Source organism: Nonomuraea sp. NPDC050790, from assembly GCF_044456745.1.
In the GTDB taxonomy this organism is placed as follows: domain Bacteria; phylum Actinomycetota; class Actinomycetes; order Streptosporangiales; family Streptosporangiaceae; genus Nonomuraea.
This window is the reverse complement of record NZ_JBITGF010000012.1, coordinates 13,230-31,267: the sequence shown is the minus strand read 5'-3', so window position 1 is coordinate 31,267 and position 18,038 is coordinate 13,230. Positions and strand designations below refer to the sequence as shown.

The window sequence follows — 18,038 nt, the reverse complement described above, 5'->3', positions numbered from 1 at the left end:
GCACCGCCTGGCGGATCACAGGAACTTCCTGACGAACGCCGCCGTCTGCGGCAGCACGATCTCGGGCTCGCCGCGCAGGCGGCACTCCAGCGCCAGATAGCCCTCGTACCCGGTGGCGTCGAGCGCGGCGAGCTGGGAACCCCAGTCGAGGTGCCCGGTGCCGGGCTGGTTGCGGTTGGACTCGCTGATCTGCATGTGCGCGAGGTACGGCGCCGCCTCCACCAGCGAGCGGCAGGGGTCGTCCTCCTCGATGTTCATGTGATAGGTGTCGCCGACCACCTTGATCGCGTCCATGGAGCAGTAGGACACCGCCTCGGCCAGGGTGTTGACCATGTGGTTCTCGTAGCGGTTGAGCGGCTCCAGCATGATCAGCACGCCGTTGCGCTGCGCGTGCTCGCCGAGCACCCCGAGCGCCTCGGTGAGCACCTCGCGATCCTCCCTCGGGCTGCGCGGCGGCTCGAACGGCGGCAGCCGCCGCGAGAACTGCCCCCACGAGGCGGGCGTCATGACGCCGATCCCGCCCAGCTCCGCGATGACGGTGAGCTGGGAGCGCAACTGCTGGATGGCGTCGGTGCGTCTGGCCGCGTCGAAGTCGCCGATGAAGTGCGGCATGTCCACGCAGACGGTCGGCATCACCACCCCGTCGGCGAGGGCCCGCTTCAGCTCGGTCAGCCGCCCGGCGAAGTGGAAGTCGCCCTTCCCGCGCAGCTCGATCGCGTCGAATCCGGCATCGACCGCGAAGGCGAACTTCTCCTGCAGGCTGCGCCCCGGCAGGAGCTGCTCCTGTACGGCAAGCTTCACGCTGGCTCCTTGAACTTGAAGACGAGTTGGAGCACCTCCGACGGGCGGCGGTCGATCAGCTCGAAGGCCGCCGCCGCCTGGGCCGCGTCCATGACATGGCTGACCAGGTCGCCGGTGTCGACCTCGCGGCGGTGGACGAGCTCCATGAACGTGCGCTGCAGCCGTTCCACGTCCCAGCGGTGCGACAGCCACGCGGCCACGCCGCCGATCTGCGAGGAGACGAGCTGCACCTGGTTGTGGTGGAACTCCTCGCCGAGCCGCAGCCCGAGCCCGTCGCCCTGGTAGAAGCCGGCCGCGACCACCCTGCCGCCCCTGCGGACGGTCCTGATGGCCTCGTGCAGGCCGGCGTGGCTGCCGCTGAGCTCGATGGCGACGTCGGCGCCCACGACCCGCTTGCGCATGAACTCGGCCACCGAGCCCTCGCGCACGTCGTAGGTCTCGGCGGCGCCGAAGCGGCGGGCGAGTTCGAGCCGCTCGGGGATGGCGTCGGCGGCGACCACGCGGGCGCCGCTGAGCACGGCCAGCCGGGTCGCGAGCAGGCCGATGACGCCCTGGCCGAAGATCGCGATCTGGTCGCCCAGGTGCAGGTCGGCCGCGTGGACGGCGTTGAGCGCGATGGCTCCGACGCGGGCGAACACGCCGGTCAGCGCGTCGGCGCCGGGCGGCATGAGGTGCCCGGCCAGCCGTTCGGCGGGCACCACGGCCTCGTCGCGGTGGCCCCAGACGCCCCAGACGACGCTGCCCACCTGCGGCTCGCGCACGTCGGGGGCGGCCTCGACGACCTCGCCCACCTCCTGGTAGCCCCAGCCGGTGAGCGGGTAGGCGTGTGTGCGGCCCTCGACGAAGAGTCGCTGCTCGGTATCCCACTTCCTCGTGAGATACGGGTTGGTGCCGCGGTAGGCGGTGAGTTCCGTTCCCGCCGAGACACCTGAGTAGATCGTGCGGACCCGCACGCTGCCCGGCTCCAGCTCACCGGTTGGCTCCAGACTGACGCGGACTGCACCTGGCCCTTGGATGGTGATGACGTGCATTCCCCACACTTACGCTTTTTGATCAAACAAAAGTCAGAGGTTTAGTGCTTGTTTGCACGCGATAGTTGTGCCTTTAGCACTCGTAAGTCTACGACTTCTGTTGGAGGTAGCCGATGAAATTGGGGTTCCTGACAGCGTGTCTTCCGGAAAGCAACCTTTCCGACATCGCACGCTGGGCCGTCGACCAGGGGTTCGAAGCCCTGGAGGTGGCCGGATGGCCGGCAACGGACAACCGAAATCACATCAGAGTAGAGCGATTCGATGAGATCGAATACGAGCGGGTCAGGCGAATCTTCGCGGACACCGGACTCGCCCTTTCCTCGATCGCCTACTACGAGAACAACCTGCACCCAACCGAAGGGCCACAGGTGAACGCGCACGTCAGGCGGTGCGTCGAGGCGGCGGCGGCGCTCGGCTGCCCGACCGTGGGCACGTTCGTCGGCCGCGACGCCGGGATGACCGTCCACGACAACCTCAAGAAGGCCGAAGACGTGTTCGGGCCGCTGGTCGAGCACGCCCGGGGCCTCGGGGTCGATGTGGTCATCGAGAACTGCGTCATGAAGAGCTGGCACCCCGACGGGTACCCGGGCAACCTGGCCTACTCCCCCGAGCTCTGGGAGTGGATGTTCGGGCTCGGGCTCAAGCTCAACTACGACCCGTCCCATCTGGTGGCGCTGGGCGTGGATCCGGTGGCGGCGGCGCGGCCGTACGTGTCGGAGATCGCGCACGTGCAGGCCAAGGACACCGAGATCCTCGCCGGCCGGATCGACCACACCGGCTTCCACGGCCCGATCAGCGGCGACAAGGGCTGGTACCGCTTCCGCGTGCCCGGCCGCGGGCAGGTCGACTGGACCCGGGTCATTGACGCACTTCAGGAAGGCGGGTACGACGGGGTGGTGTCGGTCGAGCACGAGGATCCGGTGTGGAGTGGGAGCCCGGCGAGGGTCCGTACCGGTCTCGGCATCGCCTATCACACGTTGCGGCCGCTCATCGTGGGGTAAAGGCGGCCTACCCCCTTTCGCGGGGGGCCTTGCCGGACACCCGGCGTCATGCCGCTCGGAGTGCCGGGTGCAGACCGAGGAGCGAGCCATGCCAGGAAAGGCAACCGCCGTTCTCAGCGCCGCCGCGCTGGCCGCGGCCATGACCGCCTGCGGGGACGGCGGCGGGGGCAGCCGGCCCGCCGCCGCCACCGAGATCACCGTCTGGACCGAGGAGAACCTCCCCGACCGGATGGACGTACAGAACAAGATCGTCACCGAGTTCACGCAGAAGACCGGGATCAAGGTCAAGCTGGTGCCGGTGGCCGAGGACCAGTTCAGCCAGACGCTGACCGCGGCCGCCGCCGCCGGCGACCTGCCCGACGTCATCGGCGCGCTGCCGCTGGCGGCGGTACGCGAGATGGAGACCAACGAGCTGCTCGACACCGACACGCCGGGCAAGGTCGTCGACCAGCTCGGCCGTGCCGGCTTCTCCAAGCGCGCCCTCGACCTCAGCACCGCCGACGGCAAGCTGCTGGCCGTGCCCAGCGACGGCTGGGCCCAGCTCGTCCTCTACCGCAAGGACCTGTTCGAGAAGGCCGGCCTGGAGCCGCCGGACACCTACGAGCGGCTGCAGGCCGCCGCCGCCAAGCTGCACGGCGCCGACGTCGCCGGCATCACGCTGGCGGTCGCGCCCAAGGACTCCTTCACCGCCCAGAGCTTCGAGCACGTCGCGCTGGCCAACGGCTGCGAGCTGGTGGACGGCTCCGGCAACGTGGCGCTGAACTCCCCCAACTGCGTGCGGGCCCTCACGTTCTACTCCACGCTGGCCAAGCAGTACTCGGTCAAGGGCAAGCAGGACGTCGACTCGACCAGGGCCACGTACTTCTCCGGCAAGGCGGCCATGATGATCTGGTCGTCGTTCATCCTGGACGAGATGGCCGGGCTGCGTGCCGACGCGCTGCCCTCGTGCGCGCAGTGCCGTACCGACAAGGAGTGGCTGGCGAAGAACACCGGCGTGGTGACCGCGCTGAAGGGCCCGGACGGGACCGCGCCCGCGCAGTACGGCGAGATCGTCTCCTGGGCCATCACCCGCGACGCCGCCAAGGACTCGGCGGCCAAGTTCGTCGCGTACATGATGAACGAGGGCTACGAGCGCTGGATGGGCATGGCGCCCGAGGGCAAGTTCCCCACCCGCACCGGCCACGCCGACGCCTGGGCCAAGCTGCCCGCGGGAGTGGACACCAAGAAGCCGCTGTCGGAGATCTACCCGGCCGCGACGCTGGAGGCGCTGCGCAAGAGCCCCGACACCTTCGGCCGCTGGGGCATCCCGCAGGGGCAGGGTAAGCTGGTCGGCGCCACGATGGGTGAACTGCCCGTGCCCAAGGCGCTGAGCGGGATCGTGGAGGGCTCGCTGACGCCGGAGGCCGCCGCGGCGCAGGCCAAGGCGGACGTCGAGAGCATCAAGCGCGGGATCCGCCAGTGAGGGGGACGCTCAGGCAGCAGGAGGGCAGGGCCGGGCTCGCGCTGATCTCGCCCACGCTGGTGGTCACGCTGGTCGTGGTGGTGGTGCCGCTGTTGTGGGCGATCATGCTGGCCTTCCAGGACGTCCGGCTGATCAACATCAGGCGGGTCGGCGTCTTCGGCCACTACACGCTGGAGAACTTCACCTACGTGATCTCCGAGCCCGGCTTCTGGACGGCGCTGGTCAACACGCTCGTCTACACGGTGGCGGGCACGGGGCTGTCGATCGCCGTCGGGCTGGTGGCCGCGCTCGCGCTCCGCGACAGGTTCCCCGGGCGGACGATGGTCAGGGCGTCGATCCTGGTGCCGTACGTGGCGCCGGTCGTGGCCGTGGCCTTCCTGTGGGAGGTGATGCTGAACCCGCAGTACGGGATCGTCAACACCTGGCTGAGCGAGCCGATCGCCTTCCTGTCGCAGGCCCGCGGCACCTTCCTCGGCATCGACGTGCCGGTGGCCCTGCTGACGGTGATCGCCTTCGAGGCGTGGCGGTACTTCCCGTTCGCGTTCCTGTTCATCCTGGCTCGGCTGCAGGCGCTGCCCAAGGAACTCGACGAGGCGGCCGTGGTCGACGGCGCCACGCCCACGCAGCGCTTCCGTTACGTGATCATGCCGCAGCTCTGGCGGATCATCGCGCTGCTGTCGGTGCTGCGCTTCGTCTTCACCTTCACCAAGTTCGACGACGTCTACCTGCTCACCGGCGGCGGCGCGGGCACCGAGGTGGTCTCGGTGCGCGTCTACAACTTCCTGACCGCCCGCGACGACATCGGCGCCTCGGCCGCGCAGGCCATCGTGCTGGCCGCGGTGCTCGTCGTCTTCCTGGTGATCTACCTGCGCTTCTTCTCGGGAGGTGCGCGTGAGCAGGGATAGGTTCGAGCGCGCGCTGCTTCGCGCGCTGCGCCCGCTGGTGATCGCCTTCCTGTTCGTGATCACCGCGTTCCCGTTCTTCTACATGGTGATGCTGTCGGTACGCGACATCCAGGAACTGATCCTCGAACCCGGATCGCTCTGGCCCAACGCCATCACCCTGAGCACCTACGCCGACGTCCTGACCCGGCAGGGCTTCCTGACCTTCATGGGCAACAGCGCGATCATCGCCGTCTCCTCGGTGGCGGTCACGCTGGCCATCTCCATCCCGGGCGCCTACGCCGTGGCCAGGCTGCGCTTCTTCGGCCGCAGGCAGGTGCACTTCCTGTTCCTGGCCGTCTATCTCTTCCCCGCCATCGTGCTGGCCATCCCGCTGTTCGTGCTGTTCACGATGATGGGACTGCGCGGCTCGCTGCCCGGACTGATCCTCGTCTACATCGCCCAGACGGTCCCGGTGACCGTCTACATGCTGCGCAACTACTTCGAGACGGTCCCGCAGAGCGTCGAGGAGGCGGCGGCCATCGACGGCTGCTCCCGGGTGGAGACCATCTGGCGGGTGGTGCTGCCGCTGTCCAAGCCGGCCCTCCTGGCGACCGGGCTGTACGCCTTCATGATCGCCTGGAACGAGTTTCTGTTCGCCCTCCTCTTCCTGGTCGAGCGGCGGGAACGGTGGACGGTCTCGCTCGGCCTGTCACAGCTTGCGGGCAGTATCGAGATCCCGACCACGGTTCTCATGGCAGGATCGGTGGTTCTGACACTCCCCATCGTGATCATCTTCTTCGCCGGCGAGCGGCTGCTGACCGAAGGACTCACCGCCGGGGCGGAGAAGGGATAGGCCATGCTGACGGCAGGGCAGATGCTCCAGCTCATCAGGAACGGCTCCTGCCGGACGCGCAAGGAACTGATCGAGTTCACCGGCCTGTCCCGTTCGACGATCACCGACCGGGTCGACCGGCTGATCGAGGCCGGCTACATCCACGAGTCCGGCGTCGCCATCTCCGGCGGCGGACGGCCGCCGTCGGTGCTCGACATCGACGCCACCAACCGGTTCGCGCTCGTGGCCGACCTCGGCGCGGGGCACGCCCGGGTGGCGCTGACCGACCTCGCCGCCCGCCCGCTGGCCGAGGAGCACACCGAGATCCGCATCGAGCTGGGCCCCGAGCCCGTGCTGAGCTGGGTCCGCCAGGCGTTCCAGCGCCTGCTGGACCGGACCGGGCACGCCCGCGACCGGGTCTGCGGCATCGGCGTCGACCTGCCGGGCTCCGTCGACCACACCTCGGGCCGCGCGATCAGGTCGTTCCTGATGCCCGGCTGGGACGAGTACCCGATCGCCGAGGCCATCGGGGCCGGCTTCGACGTGCCGATCCTGGTGGAGAACGACGCCAAGGCCATGGCGCTCGGCGAGTGGTGGCGGCACTGGCGCGAGACGCCCTCGCTGCTGCTCATCAAGGTCTCCACCGGGATCGGCGCGGGCATCGTCATCGACGGCCAGATCTACCGGGGCGTGGAGGAGGCCGCGGGCAACATCGGCCACGTACGGCTGCGCGAGAGCGACGACCGGGTCTGCACCTGCGGCTCGCGCGGCTGCGTCGCCTCGCTGGCCAGCGGCCACGCCCTGGCCGCCGACCTGGGGCAGGTCTCCAGCCGCGACGTCGTCAGGCTGGTGCAGGCCGGTGACCCGACGGCCATCGCGCGCACCCAGGAGGCCGGCCGTACGCTGGGGATCGTGCTGGCCACGGCGGTGAGCCTGCTCAACCCCGGGGTGCTGGTGCTGGCCGGCGACATGGCCGAGACCCGGGAGCACTACCTGACGGGCATCAGGGAGAGCGTCTACCGGCGGAGCCTGCCGTACACCACGCGCAACCTCGACATCGTGACCAGCACGCTCGGCGACCGCGCGGGCGTCGTGGGCACGGCGGTGATCGTGACGGAGCACGTCCTTTCCCCCGACGCCGTGGACGCGGCCCTGGGGTCGTCGCAGCTCGCCGACCGCGCCTAGCCTCCGGTACGGCCCAGCACCGCGCCCAGCAGCGAGGGGGCATCGGCCAGCGACGGCCCGTACCACGTGAGCAGGCGCCCGCTCACCAGCGCGCACGGCAGGCCGGGGAACGACTCGGGCCCGTCCTCGGCCGAGAAGGCGTAGGGCTCGTCGGGCAGCACGACCAGGTCGGGCGCGGCGGCCACCAGGTCGGGCAGCGGGATCTTGGGATAGCGCTCGGCGTGGTCGGCGTAGAGGTTGTCGACGCCGAGCCGCCGCAGCACGTCGCCGGTGAAGGTGCCGCTGCCGACGACCATCCAGGGCCGCCGCCAGATCGGCACGACCGCGCTCCTGCGCGGGTCCGGCTCCGGCAGGTCCCAGGCCGCCCGCGCCGCCTCCAGCCACGGCGGCTCCCCGGTACGGCAGGCCAGCTCGAACATCCTGGCCAGCGAGGTGAACGCCTCCTCGACCGTCCTGATCACCGTCACCCAGACCGGGACGCCGGCCTCGCGCAGCGCCAGGATGTCCGGCTCGCGGTTCTCCTCGAAGTTGGCGAGGACGACGTCGGGACGCAGCCGGACGATCGCGTCGAGGTCGGGGTTCTTGGTGCCGCGCACGCGGGCCACGTCGAGGCCGGCCGGATGCGAGCACCAGTCGGTGGCGCCGACCAGCGCCTCGGGCACGGTGGCGGCGACCGACTCGGTCAGCGAGGGGACCAGCGAGACGATCCGCCGCACCTGGTCCGGCACGGCCGCAGGGGCGCCGGTGTCGTCGCTCAGCACACCGCCGAGTATCGCGCATGCCGTTCCATAGCGCGGTGATCCCCTCCCGGACGTTATGGCCGATCTCGCGCCATGTCACGGGTCGAATACGTAGGATTCTCGGCAAAGGCCGAAATACTTGTGATCGGGGGATCACCGGTTGGAGCAGAGGGGTTCGAGGGGCTTCGATCCGAACAAGCCCAACGCCGCCCGGCTGTACGACTACTACCTGGGCGGCAAGGACAACTTCCCGGCCGATCGGGCGGCGGCGGAGAAGATCCTACGGGTGGCCCCCGAGCTGAGGGCCGCCGCGCGGGCCAACCGCGCCTTCCTCGGGCGCGCGGTGCGGCACCTGTCGGCGCAGGGCATCACGCAGTTCCTGGACATCGGCACCGGCCTGCCGACCCAGGGCAACGTCCACGAGGTGGCCGCCCCCGGCTCGCGGGTGGCGTACGTGGACAACGACCCGGTCGTGCTCGTGCACGCGCGGGCGCTGCTGGCCCTCGACAGCGACACCACCGTGGTGCGCGGCGACCTGCGCAGCCCCGAGGAGATCCTGAAGGACGGCGAGCTGGGCATCGACTTCGGCCGCCCGGTCGGCATCCTGCTCGTGGCGGTGCTGCACTTCATCGCCCGCTCCGACGACCCCGGCCGGATCATCGCCACGCTCAGGGACGCGATGGCGCCGGGCAGCTTTCTGGTCCTGTCCCACGGCACCAGCGACGCCCGCGCGGCGGCGGTGAGCAAGGGCACCGAGGTCTACCAGAACTCCGCCAGCCCGCTGACGCTGCGCAGCAGGGACGAGATCGAGGGGCTGTTCGACGGCTTCGCGATCGAGGAGCCGGGAGTGGTCTGGCTGCCGCAGTGGCGTCCCGACGAGACCGACATGATCGACTTCCCCGGGAACCCGGAGAAGTCGCTCATCCTCTGCGGAATCGGCCGGAAGACCTGACCCCTTAGGCGAGGGCCTTGAGGGCGCCCTCGTAGTCGGGCTCCTGCGCGATCTCCGGCACGAGCTCGGAGTAGACGACCTTGTTCTCGCCGTCGAGCACGACGACCGCGCGGGCCGCGAGACCGGCCAGCGGACCGGTCTCCTGCGCCACGCCGTAGTCGGTCAGGAACTCCCTGCCGCGCATCAGCGAGAGCGTCACCACCTTGTCCAGGCCCTCGGCGCCGCAGAAGCGGCCCTGCGCGAACGGCAGGTCGGCCGAGACGCACAGCACGACGGCGTCCGGGTGCTCGGCGGCGACCTGGTTGAACCGGCGCACCGACGCCGCGCAGACGCCGGTGTCGACGCTCGGGAAGATGTTGAGGATCTTGTACTTGCCGTCGAAGTCGGCCAGCGAGACGTCGGACAGGTCCTTGCCCACCAGCTTGAAGCCGGGCGCGCTGTCACCGGGCCGCAGGAACGTGCCGCCGACCGTGACCGGGTTGCCCTTGAACGTGATCTCGGACATGAAAACCTCCAGTTAGCTGTGCTCCCCAGCAGGGGATCATATGCCCTTCAGATTCCGGAGGTTCGACCTGGCCAGGTCCACCATCTTGCCGACCCCGCCGGACAGGACGATCTTCCCCGCCGCCAGCGCGAAGCCCTTCATCTGCTCGGCCGACACCTTCGGCGGCATCGACAGCGCGTCCGGGTCGGTGATCAGGTCCACCAGGTAGGGGCCTTCGGCGTCGAACGCCTTGGTCAGCGCCGCGCGGATCTCCCCCGGCCGGGTCACCGTGATCGACGGGATGCCCACGGCCGCGGCCACCGCCGCGTAGGAGACCTGCTCGTGGTCGGTGCCGAAGTCGGGCAGGCCGTCCACGAGCATCTCCAGCTTCACCATGCCGAGCGAGGAGTTGTTGAACACCACCGTCTTGACCGGCAGGTCGTGCAGCTTGACCGTGATCAGCTCGCCGAGCAGCATGGCCAGCCCGCCGTCGCCGGACATGGAGACGACCTGGCGGCCCCGGTCGGCGAAGGCGGCGCCGATGGCGTGCGGCAGCGCGTTGGCCATCGAGCCGTGCTTGAAGGAGCCGATCACCCGGCGCCGGCCGTTCGGGGTGAGGTAGCGGGCCGCCCAGACGTTGCACATGCCGGTGTCGACGGTGAAGACCGCGTCGTCGGCGGCCAGCTCGTCCAGGATGCTGGCCGCGTACTCGGGGTGGATGGGCGCGCGGTCCTTGATGTCGCGTGTGTACGCCTCGACCACGTGCTCCAGCTTCTTGCAGTGCTCGCGCAGCATCTTGCCGAGGAAGCGCCGGTCGTCCTTCTGCTCCACCTTCGGCAGTACGGCCCGCAGCGTCGCCGCCACGTCCCCGTGCACGGCCAGGTCCAGCGGCGTGCGCCGCCCGAAGACGGCGGGGTCGGCGTCGATCTGCACGGTCTTGCCGGCCGGCAGGAAGTCGGAGTAGGGGAAGTCGGTGCCGACGAGCACGACCAGATCGGCCTCGCTCATGGCCTCGTAGCAGGCGCCGTAGCCCAGCAGGCCGCTCATGCCGACGTCGAAGGGGTTGTCGTACTGGATCCACTCCTTGCCGCGCAGGGCGTGGCCGACGGGCGCGTTCAGGCGCGCGGCCAGTGACATGACCTCGTCGTGGGCGCCGCGCACGCCCGCGCCGCAGAACAGCGTGACCTTCTCCGCCTCGTTGAGCAGGCCGGCGAGCTGGTCGACCTGGTCGGCGGGCGGGTGCACGACGCCACGCCTGACCAGCATGTCGTGCCGCCCGACCGGCTCGGCGGCCTTCTGGTGGGCCACGTCGCCGGGCAGCACGACGACGCCGACGCCGCCGAGCCCGATCGCGTGCTGGATCGCGCTGCGCAGCACCTTCGGCATCTGGGACGGCCAGTTGATCGCCTCGCAATAGACACTGCACTCGGTGAACAGCCGCTCCGGGTGGGTCTCCTGGAAGTAGCCGGTGCCGATGTGCGTGCTCGGGATCTGCGAGGCCAGCGCGAGCACGGGCGCGCCGCTGCGCTGGGCGTCGTACAGGCCCTGGATCAGGTGGGTGTTGCCGGGGCCGCAACTGCCCGCGCACACCGCCAGCCGCCCGGTCACCTGGGCCTCGGCGGCGGCGGCGAACGCCCCGGCCTCCTCGTTGCGCACGTGTGCCCACTCGATGGAGCCGGAGCGCCTGATCGCGTCCACGATGGGGTTGAGGCTGTCGCCCACGACCCCGTAGACCCGTTCCACGCCGGCCTGGATCAGGACCTGGACAAACTGCTCAGCAAGGGTCGCCATGCCCCGAACCATGACCGAGTTGGGGACGGCCTAAACGTTGCGCCGATACTGTCCGCCCGCCTCGAACAGCGCGTCGGTGATCTGGCCCAGCGAACACACCCTGGCCGCCTCCATCAGCGCCGCGAAGGCGTTGCCGTCCGACATCGCCGCCTCCCGCAGCCTCGCCAGGGCCGCCGGGGCCTCGGCGCGGTTGCGCTCGTGGAAGGCGTGCAGCCGGTCGAGCTGCGAGCGCTTCTCCTCCTCGGTGCCGCGGGCGAGCTCCAGCTTCTTGTGCGGCTCCCCGCCGTCGTCGCCGTTGCGGAAGGTGTTCACGCCGATGATCGGCAGCGAGCCGTCGTGCTTGCGGGTCTCGTACAGCATCGACTCGTCCTGGATCTTGCCGCGCTGGTAGCCGGTCTCCATCGCGCCCAGCACGCCACCGCGGTCCGACAGCCGCTCGAACTCCCGCAGCACCGCCTCCTCGACCAGGTCGGTGAGCTCGTCGATGACGAACGCGCCCTGCAGCGGGTTCTCGTTGCGGGCCAGGCCCCACTCGCGGTTGATGATCAACTGGATGGCCATCGCGCGGCGCACCGACTCGGCCGACGGCGTGGTCACGGCCTCGTCGTAGGCGTTGGTGTGCAGGCTGTTGCAGTTGTCGTAGATGGCGATCAGGGCCTGGAGCGTGGTGCGGATGTCGTTGAAGTTCATCTCCTGGGCGTGCAGGGAACGGCCCGAGGTCTGGATGTGGTACTTGAGCTTCTGGGAACGTTCTGCGGCGCCGTACCTCTCCTTCATGGCCACCGCCCAGATGCGGCGGGCCACGCGCCCGAGCACCGAGTACTCGGGGTCCATCCCGTTGGAGAAGAAGAACGACAGGTTCGGCGCGAAGTCGTCCACGTTCATGCCGCGCGCCAGGTACGCCTCGACGTAGGTGAACCCGTTGGCCAGCGTGAAGGCGAGCTGGCTGATCGGGTTCGCCCCGGCCTCGGCGATGTGGTAGCCGGAGATGGAGACGGAGTAGAAGTTGCGCACCCGATTCTGGATGAACCACTCCTGAATGTCGGCCATCATCCGCAGCGAGAACTCCGTGGAGAAGATGCAGGTGTTCTGCCCCTGGTCCTCCTTGAGGATGTCGGCCTGTACGGTCCCCCGCACCGTCGCCAGCGTGGCGGCCCTGACCGCGTCGGGGTCGGCGTCAGGATCGCGCTCCAGGGCCTGGTCCACGGCGGCGTTGAGGTAGAAGGCCAGGATCGTCGGAGCGGGGCCGTTGATGGTCATGGAGACCGAGGTGTTCGGGGCCGACAGGTCGAAGCCGTCGTAGAGCACCTTCATGTCGTCCAGGGTCGCGATGGACACGCCGCTGGTGCCGACCTTGCCGTAGATGTCCGGGCGCAGGTCGGGGTCGTGGCCGTACAGGGTCACCGAGTCGAACGCCGTGGACAGGCGGGTGGCCGGTTGGCCCTCCGACAGCAGCTTGAAGCGCCGGTTGGTGCGGAACGGGTCGCCCTCGCCGGCGAACATCCGGGTGGGGTCCTCGTCGTCGCGCTTGAACGGGAAGACGCCCGCGGTGAACGGGAAGCGGCCGGGCAGGTTCTCGCTCCTGAGGAAGCGCAGCAGCTCGGCGTGGTCCTCGAAGCGCGGCAGGGCCACCCGGGGGACGCGGTTGCCCGACAGCGTCTCGCGCCACAGCGGCGTGTGGATCTCCTTGTCGCGGACCTTCACCACGAGCTCCTCGGCCTGGTACGCCTCCTTGGTGGCGGGCCAGGCGTCGAGCAGGGCGCGGGAGCCGGCCGACAGCTCGGACTCGGCCCGGCCGAGCAGCTCGTCCAGGCGCGAGCCGTCCTCGCCCAGCATGTCGCGCACGGCGGCGAGCTGCTGGCGGCGGCGGGCCACCTCCATCTGGGCCAGCGTCTCGGCGTGGTAGGCCCGCACGCTCTCGGCGATCTCGGCCAGGTAGCGCACCCGCGCGGGCGGGACGATCGCGGCCGACACCTGGGAGGTACGCCCCTCGACCCTGGCCAGCAGGCCGGGGCCCGTCTGGAGGCCCTTGCCCACCAGCAGCTCCTTCACGTGCTGGTAGAGGGCGGTGACGCCGGCGTCGTTGTAGCGTGCGGCGATGGTGCCGAAGACGGGCATGTCATCGGGCTTGGCGCCGAACGCCTCGCGGTTGCGCACGAGCTGGCGGCGCACGTCGCGCAGGGCGTCCTCGGCGCCGCGCCGCTCGTACTTGTTGATGGCCACGGCCTCGGCGAAGTCGAGCATGTCGATCTTCTCGAGCTGGGAGGCGGCGCCGAACTCGGGCGTCATCACGTAGATGGGCACGTCCACGTGGGGGACGATGCCGGCGTCGCCCTGGCCGATGCCCGGCGTCTCCACGATCACCAGGTCGTACCCGGCGGCGCGGCAGGCGGCGATCACGTCGTCCAGGTGCTCGGGGACCTCCGCGACCGCGCCGCGGGTGGCCAGGGAGCGGAAGTAGGTCTGGGCACCCAGGCTGTTCATCCTGATGCGGTCGCCGAGCAGTGCGCCGCCGCCCCGCCTGCGGGTGGGGTCGATGGCGATGACGGCGATGCGCAGCTTGTCGTCGTTGTCCACGCGCAGGCGGCGGACCAGCTCGTCGGTCAGCGACGACTTGCCCGAGCCGCCGGTGCCGGTGATGCCGAGCACGGGCGCGCTGCGCTGGGCGCCGCGGATGCCGTCGAGGAGCTCCTGGCCGGCCCTGCCGGACTCGATCAGCGTGATCGCCCTGGCCAGGGCGGCCTGGTCGCCGGAGAGCACGGCTTCGGCCGAGGGGGCGTCGCCGAGCTCGACGTCGCACTCCTCGATGAGCTTGTTGATCATGCCGGGCAGGCCGAGGCGCTGGCCGTCCTCGGGCGAGAAGATGCGGGTGACGCCGCGGGAGTGGAGCAGGTCGATCTCGTCCTGGACGATGACGCCGCCGCCTCCGCCGTACACCTTGACGTGTCCCGCGCCGCGCTCGCGCAGCAGCTCGACGAGGTAGGAGAAGAACTCGACGTGGCCGCCCTGGTAGGAGCTGATCGCGACGCCCTGGACGTCCTCCTGGATGGCGGCGGTGACGATCTCGTCCACGGAGCGGTTGTGGCCGAGGTGGATCACTTCCGCGCCCTGGGTCTGCAGGATGCGGCGCATGATGTTGATCGCGGCGTCGTGGCCGTCGAACAGTGCCGCCGCGGTCACGAATCGGACAGGGTGGGCCGGAACGTGCACGCCAGATCACTCCTTCGTGAGGGGCCTCCCCTACAAACTACTAGGACGTCCTACTAAATGCCCAGCGTCGCAGGTAGCGCCACACTCAGAGGCGTTCGTACGGCCGGCGTCCCCGCACCCGCGTGTGGGTGTGGCGGATCGGCGGCGGCCCCTCGTGGTACCGGTGGGGCACCCGTTCCTGGACGGGTGGTTCCGGTGGGGGCTCAGGGGTTGGCGCGTTCCATGGGACGAGGTCGCGAAGGACCCTGCGGTGCGTGCCGCGGCGGCGGCCGGCCAGGCGGAAGCTGACCACGACGGTGGTGACGACCATGAAGGCGAGCAAAGCCTGCGGGGTGCCGAGGAGGTCGAGCGGGGAGTCGTTCGCGGGGGTCTCGGTGTAGGTCTTGAGCTCGGGGGCGTAGGTGGTGGGCTGCTCGGTGGGCTGGAGCTTGCCGGCGACCATCTTCTCCTTCACCACGCGGGGCAGGCCGTAGCCGACGACTTTCTCCTGGTCACGAAATTTCCGCTTTAACCAGACTTTGTCGACGTTTGCTTCGATGGTTCGGATGTGGGTGCCTTCGACTTTTTCCACGATGCCGACGTGGTCGATGCCCTTGTAGCTCTTGCCGCCGCTCCAGTCGTAGAAGACCAGGGCGCCGGGCTCGGGCGTACGCGACCACGCGCCCTGCTTGATGAACCAGGCGGCGTGCGAGGGCGTCCAGGCGAACTGGCCGACGAACTCGCCAACACCCGCCTTCTCCGCGGCCCACGCGATGAACATGTCGCACCACGGCGCGTTCTTGTACTGGGGATCCTGGAGGCGATCCGCGTACCATTCGCCGAACTTGGTGTGCTGGCCGCCCTTCTCCCGGTATCCGAGCTCCGGGCGGACCTTTTCCAGAAGACCTTCAGCGATCGGGTCCAGGACGACTCCTCCCAGATAACCGGCAGATCACGATGGACTGTAATAGCGCCTTCGTGATCGCGGGCCGTACATCCGGAAGATAGTCACTGGGGTGGCAAAATGTGGCTTTTGTGGCGCAGGTGACTAGCTACCCGCACCCACGCGATGGACCTTTTCGTCACCCTCACCGGGGGAGACGACGTCGGCCACGATGACGGTCACGTTGTCCGGCGAGCCGCCCTGGTTGGCCAGATCGATCAGCCTCTGGACGGCGAGGGCCGGGTCGGCCACAGTGGTCAGGATCTCGTGCAGGATCTCGGGCCCCAGGACCCCGGTCAGCCCGTCGGAGCAGAGGAGGTAGCGATCTCCAGGATCGGCCTCGCGCAGCGACATGTCCGGCTCCGCCCTGCCCTCGCTGCCCAGCACGCGCAGCACCATCGAGCGGCGCGGGTGCACGGCGGCCTGGTCCTCGGTAATCCGCCCTTCGTCCACCATGGACTGCACAAGTGTGTGATCCTTGGTGATCTGGTAAAGAGCACCGTCGCGAAGCAGGTACCCACGGGAGTCACCCAGATGAGCCAGCGCGAAGCGGTAGCCGTCCCACAGCGTGGCGGTGACCGTGGTGCCCATCCCCCTGCGCGCGGGGTCGATGTCGGCCAGTTCGACCAACCGGCGCGCCGCCTCGTGCACGGCGCCCTCCAGCGCGGCCTCCAAGTCGGCGCCCGTCTCGGGAAGCGACGCATCCAGCTCGCGCATGACGGCGATCGCGGCCGAGCTCGCCAGCTCTCCGGCCGCGTGCCCGCCCATGCCGTCCGCCACGACGAGCAGGCGGGCGCTCGCGTAGCCCGCGTCCTCGTTCTGCTCTCTGCGGCGGCCCACGTCTGATCCCGCGGCATAGCGGATGTTGTGCTTCATACCCTGCAGTAAATCATTGGTTGAAAGACTTCACAAGCAGATGCGCTGAAGACTCTTGTGAACTACTGTGGGCCTCATGAGCCACGACCCCACCGTCAACGCCGGGGACATCGCCCGGCTCGCCGGTGTCGGGCGTGCCGCGGTCAGCAACTGGCGCCGCCGCCACGACGACTTCCCCCGGCCGGTCGGCGGAACCGCGAACCAGCCGCTGTTCCTGCTGCGCCAGGTCGAGGCGTGGCTGCGGCGCTATGGGAAGTCCTACCAGGTATCACTGGCCGACCGGGTGTGGCAACGCCTGAAAGCCGCCGGAGATTTGCGCCTGGGCGAGCTCGTCGCCGAGGCCGGCGCGCTGCTGACCGGAGGCCGGAGCGCGCTCGACGCCGAACTGGCCGAGATGATCACCGAACTGGCCGACCGGGAAGGCGCCGCCGCGGCCTACGACTTCCTGTGCGAGCGCTACCTGGAGGCCCACTCCCGCCAGCTCTCCGTCACCCGCGACGAGGTGGCCGCGCTGATGGTACGGCTGGCCGTACCGGAAGGCGGGACCGTGCTCGACCCGGCCTGCGGCGTCGGCACACTCCTGCTGGCCACGGCCGGCGCCGTACCCGGGCTGCGCTACCTCGGCCAGGACCTCAGCGGCTCCTCCGCCCGCATCGCCCACGCCAGGCTGCGGCTGGCCGGCCACGACGCCGAGATCGTCGCCGGCGACTCCATGCGCCACGACGGCTTCGCCGCCGTCAAGGCCGACGCCGTCGTCTGCGACCCGCCCTTCAACGAGCGCGCCTGGGGTTACGAGGAGCTCACCGGCGACCCCCGCTGGGAGCACGGCCTGCCGCCGCGCGGCGAGTCCGAACTGGCCTGGGTGCAGCACTGCCTCACGCACGTGCGCCCCGGCGGCACGGTCGCGATCCTCATGCCGCAGGCCGCCGCCAGCCGCAAGCCGGGCCGCCGCATCCGCGCCAACCTCCTGCGCGCCGGCGCCCTGCGCGCGGTGATCGCGCTGCCCGGCTCCGACCTGTGGCTGCTGCGCCGTCCCGCGCCGGGCGAGCGGCCGCCCTCCGACGTGCTGATCGTGGACGCGGCCGACGACCTGTCCGCGGTCGAGGCCGCCTGGCGCGCTCATCTGGAGGACCGTTCCGACCAGACCGTACGCATCATCGACCTGTTCGCCGACGAGGTGGACATGACGCCGGCCCGGCATCGGCGCCGGGAGGATCTGGGCAGGGCCTTCACCGAGGCGCGGGACCGGTTCCTGGCGGCCTCCGCCGTACCCCCCGATCTGAAGGTCCTCGACCAGCCGCTCGAACGGCCCGTCACCACGGTCGGCGACCTCATCAAGGAGGGGCTCGTCGCGGTGCTGCAGGCGCCGCCGCGCATGACCGCCGACGGCGGCGAACTGCCCGTCCTGACCGCCGACGACGTGGCGCAGGGCTCGGCGCCGTCAGGGCGCACCACGCCGTCGAAGGGCCTGGTCCCGGTGCGGACCGGCGACGTCGTGGCCTCCTACTCCAGCGTCCGCGTCGTCGGCGAGCCCGGCGGCGTGCTCGGCCCGCACCTCACGCTCTACCGCGTCGATCCGCGCCGCCTCGACCCCGACTTCCTCGCCGGCTTCCTGCGTGGCGCGGGCGGCCGCGCCACGACCGGTTCCAGCCGCTTCGACGCCCGCCGCACGCGCCTGCCCCGCGTCTCCATGGAGGAGCAGCGCGAGTACGGCGCCGCCTTCCGCCAACTGGCCGAACTCGAAGACGCGCTACGCGAGGCCAGCGCGCTGGGGCAGTCCTTGATCCGGCTGGGTCTCGACGGCTTGATCGACGGGCATCTGCACCCGTAGTCCTGACGGTGTAGTTTTTTCCCGAAAGGCTGCGGG

15 protein-coding genes are annotated in these 18,038 nt (G+C 70.0%); 7 read left to right on the top strand and 8 right to left on the bottom strand.

Annotated features, from left to right (window positions below):
- Positions 1-15: 15 nt before the first annotated feature.
- Entirely contained in the window at positions 16-801 is a 786-nt protein-coding gene (locus tag ACIBEJ_RS44065) for a sugar phosphate isomerase/epimerase family protein (RefSeq protein ID WP_397188940.1), read from the bottom strand.
- Positions 798-1,754, bottom strand: coding sequence for a zinc-binding alcohol dehydrogenase (locus tag ACIBEJ_RS44060; RefSeq protein ID WP_397188939.1), 957 nt, complete (start codon positions 1,752-1,754; stop codon positions 798-800). Before ACIBEJ_RS44060 ends, ACIBEJ_RS44065 begins: the two co-directional genes overlap by 4 nt.
- Before the next feature lie 191 nt (positions 1,755-1,945).
- Here ACIBEJ_RS44060 and ACIBEJ_RS44055 point away from each other — a divergent pair, with 191 nt between their 5' ends.
- The 5 genes from ACIBEJ_RS44055 (at position 1,946) to ACIBEJ_RS44035 (ending at position 7,196) form a co-directional block, all read left to right on the top strand.
- Positions 1,946-2,833 carry a sugar phosphate isomerase/epimerase family protein gene (locus ACIBEJ_RS44055; protein WP_397188938.1) on the top strand — a complete coding sequence of 296 codons (888 nt, stop codon included), beginning with the start codon at positions 1,946-1,948 and terminating at the stop codon, positions 2,831-2,833.
- Positions 2,834-2,921: 88 nt separating this feature from the next.
- On the top strand, positions 2,922-4,295 hold the full coding sequence (locus tag ACIBEJ_RS44050; RefSeq protein ID WP_397188937.1) for an ABC transporter substrate-binding protein: 1,374 nt from the start codon (positions 2,922-2,924) through the stop codon (positions 4,293-4,295).
- A complete protein-coding gene (locus tag ACIBEJ_RS44045; RefSeq protein WP_397188936.1) occupies positions 4,292-5,200 on the top strand; it encodes a carbohydrate ABC transporter permease in 909 nt (302 codons plus the stop codon). Before ACIBEJ_RS44050 ends, ACIBEJ_RS44045 begins: the two co-directional genes overlap by 4 nt.
- Positions 5,187-6,032: a carbohydrate ABC transporter permease gene (locus ACIBEJ_RS44040; RefSeq protein WP_397188935.1), complete on the top strand. Its 846-nt coding sequence runs from the start codon at positions 5,187-5,189 to the stop codon at positions 6,030-6,032. Before ACIBEJ_RS44045 ends, ACIBEJ_RS44040 begins: the two co-directional genes overlap by 14 nt.
- A 3-nt stretch (positions 6,033-6,035) precedes the next feature.
- Positions 6,036-7,196: an ROK family transcriptional regulator gene (locus tag ACIBEJ_RS44035; protein WP_397188934.1), complete on the top strand. Its 1,161-nt coding sequence runs from the start codon at positions 6,036-6,038 to the stop codon at positions 7,194-7,196.
- On the opposite strand, the gene ACIBEJ_RS44030 is transcribed toward ACIBEJ_RS44035, so the two are convergent.
- Positions 7,193-7,954: a helical backbone metal receptor gene (locus tag ACIBEJ_RS44030; RefSeq protein WP_397189192.1), complete on the bottom strand. Its 762-nt coding sequence runs from the start codon at positions 7,952-7,954 to the stop codon at positions 7,193-7,195. The two genes, ACIBEJ_RS44035 and ACIBEJ_RS44030, sit on opposite strands and share 4 nt — an antisense overlap.
- 142 nt (positions 7,955-8,096) lie before the next feature.
- Between ACIBEJ_RS44030 and ACIBEJ_RS44025 the strand changes: the two genes are divergently transcribed.
- On the top strand, positions 8,097-8,888 hold the full coding sequence (locus ACIBEJ_RS44025) for an SAM-dependent methyltransferase (RefSeq protein WP_397188933.1): 792 nt from the start codon (positions 8,097-8,099) through the stop codon (positions 8,886-8,888).
- Between the two features lie 4 nt (positions 8,889-8,892).
- On the opposite strand, the gene tpx is transcribed toward ACIBEJ_RS44025, so the two are convergent.
- The 5 genes from tpx to ACIBEJ_RS44000 form a co-directional block, all read right to left on the bottom strand.
- The gene (gene tpx, locus ACIBEJ_RS44020) at positions 8,893-9,393 is read right to left on the bottom strand and encodes a thiol peroxidase (RefSeq protein WP_397188932.1); all 501 of its coding nucleotides are present in this window, start codon (positions 9,391-9,393) and stop codon (positions 8,893-8,895) included.
- A gap of 36 nt (positions 9,394-9,429) precedes the next feature.
- Positions 9,430-11,163 carry a pyruvate dehydrogenase gene (locus ACIBEJ_RS44015; protein WP_397188931.1) on the bottom strand — a complete coding sequence of 578 codons (1,734 nt, stop codon included), beginning with the start codon at positions 11,161-11,163 and terminating at the stop codon, positions 9,430-9,432.
- 30 nt (positions 11,164-11,193) lie between these two features.
- A complete protein-coding gene (gene icmF, locus ACIBEJ_RS44010; RefSeq protein ID WP_397188930.1) occupies positions 11,194-14,373 on the bottom strand; it encodes a fused isobutyryl-CoA mutase/GTPase IcmF in 3,180 nt (1,059 codons plus the stop codon).
- Between the two features lie 85 nt (positions 14,374-14,458).
- A complete protein-coding gene (locus ACIBEJ_RS44005; RefSeq protein ID WP_397189191.1) occupies positions 14,459-15,253 on the bottom strand; it encodes a CHAP domain-containing protein in 795 nt (264 codons plus the stop codon).
- A 147-nt stretch (positions 15,254-15,400) separates the two neighbouring features.
- Positions 15,401-16,171: a PP2C family protein-serine/threonine phosphatase gene (locus ACIBEJ_RS44000; protein ID WP_397188929.1), complete on the bottom strand. Its 771-nt coding sequence runs from the start codon at positions 16,169-16,171 to the stop codon at positions 15,401-15,403.
- Positions 16,172-16,247: 76 nt separating this feature from the next.
- Between ACIBEJ_RS44000 and ACIBEJ_RS43995 the strand changes: the two genes are divergently transcribed.
- On the top strand, positions 16,248-18,002 hold the full coding sequence (locus tag ACIBEJ_RS43995; RefSeq protein ID WP_397188928.1) for an N-6 DNA methylase: 1,755 nt from the start codon (positions 16,248-16,250) through the stop codon (positions 18,000-18,002).
- Positions 18,003-18,038: the final 36 nt, after the last annotated feature.

Excerpts from the sequence above, each read along its gene's own strand:
- ACIBEJ_RS44050 (WP_397188937.1), top strand. The coding sequence starts at position 2,922 with ATGCCAGGAAAGGCAACCGCCGTTCTCAGCGCCGCCGCGCTGGCCGCG.
- tpx (WP_397188932.1), bottom strand. The coding sequence starts at position 9,393 with ATGTCCGAGATCACGTTCAAGGGCAACCCGGTCACGGTCGGCGGCACG.
- ACIBEJ_RS44035 (WP_397188934.1), top strand. The coding sequence starts at position 6,036 with ATGCTGACGGCAGGGCAGATGCTCCAGCTCATCAGGAACGGCTCCTGC.
- ACIBEJ_RS44055 (WP_397188938.1), top strand. The coding sequence starts at position 1,946 with ATGAAATTGGGGTTCCTGACAGCGTGTCTTCCGGAAAGCAACCTTTCC.
- ACIBEJ_RS44015 (WP_397188931.1), bottom strand. The coding sequence starts at position 11,163 with ATGGCGACCCTTGCTGAGCAGTTTGTCCAGGTCCTGATCCAGGCCGGC.
- ACIBEJ_RS43995 (WP_397188928.1), top strand. The coding sequence starts at position 16,248 with ATGAGCCACGACCCCACCGTCAACGCCGGGGACATCGCCCGGCTCGCC.
- ACIBEJ_RS44000 (WP_397188929.1), bottom strand. The coding sequence starts at position 16,171 with ATGAAGCACAACATCCGCTATGCCGCGGGATCAGACGTGGGCCGCCGC.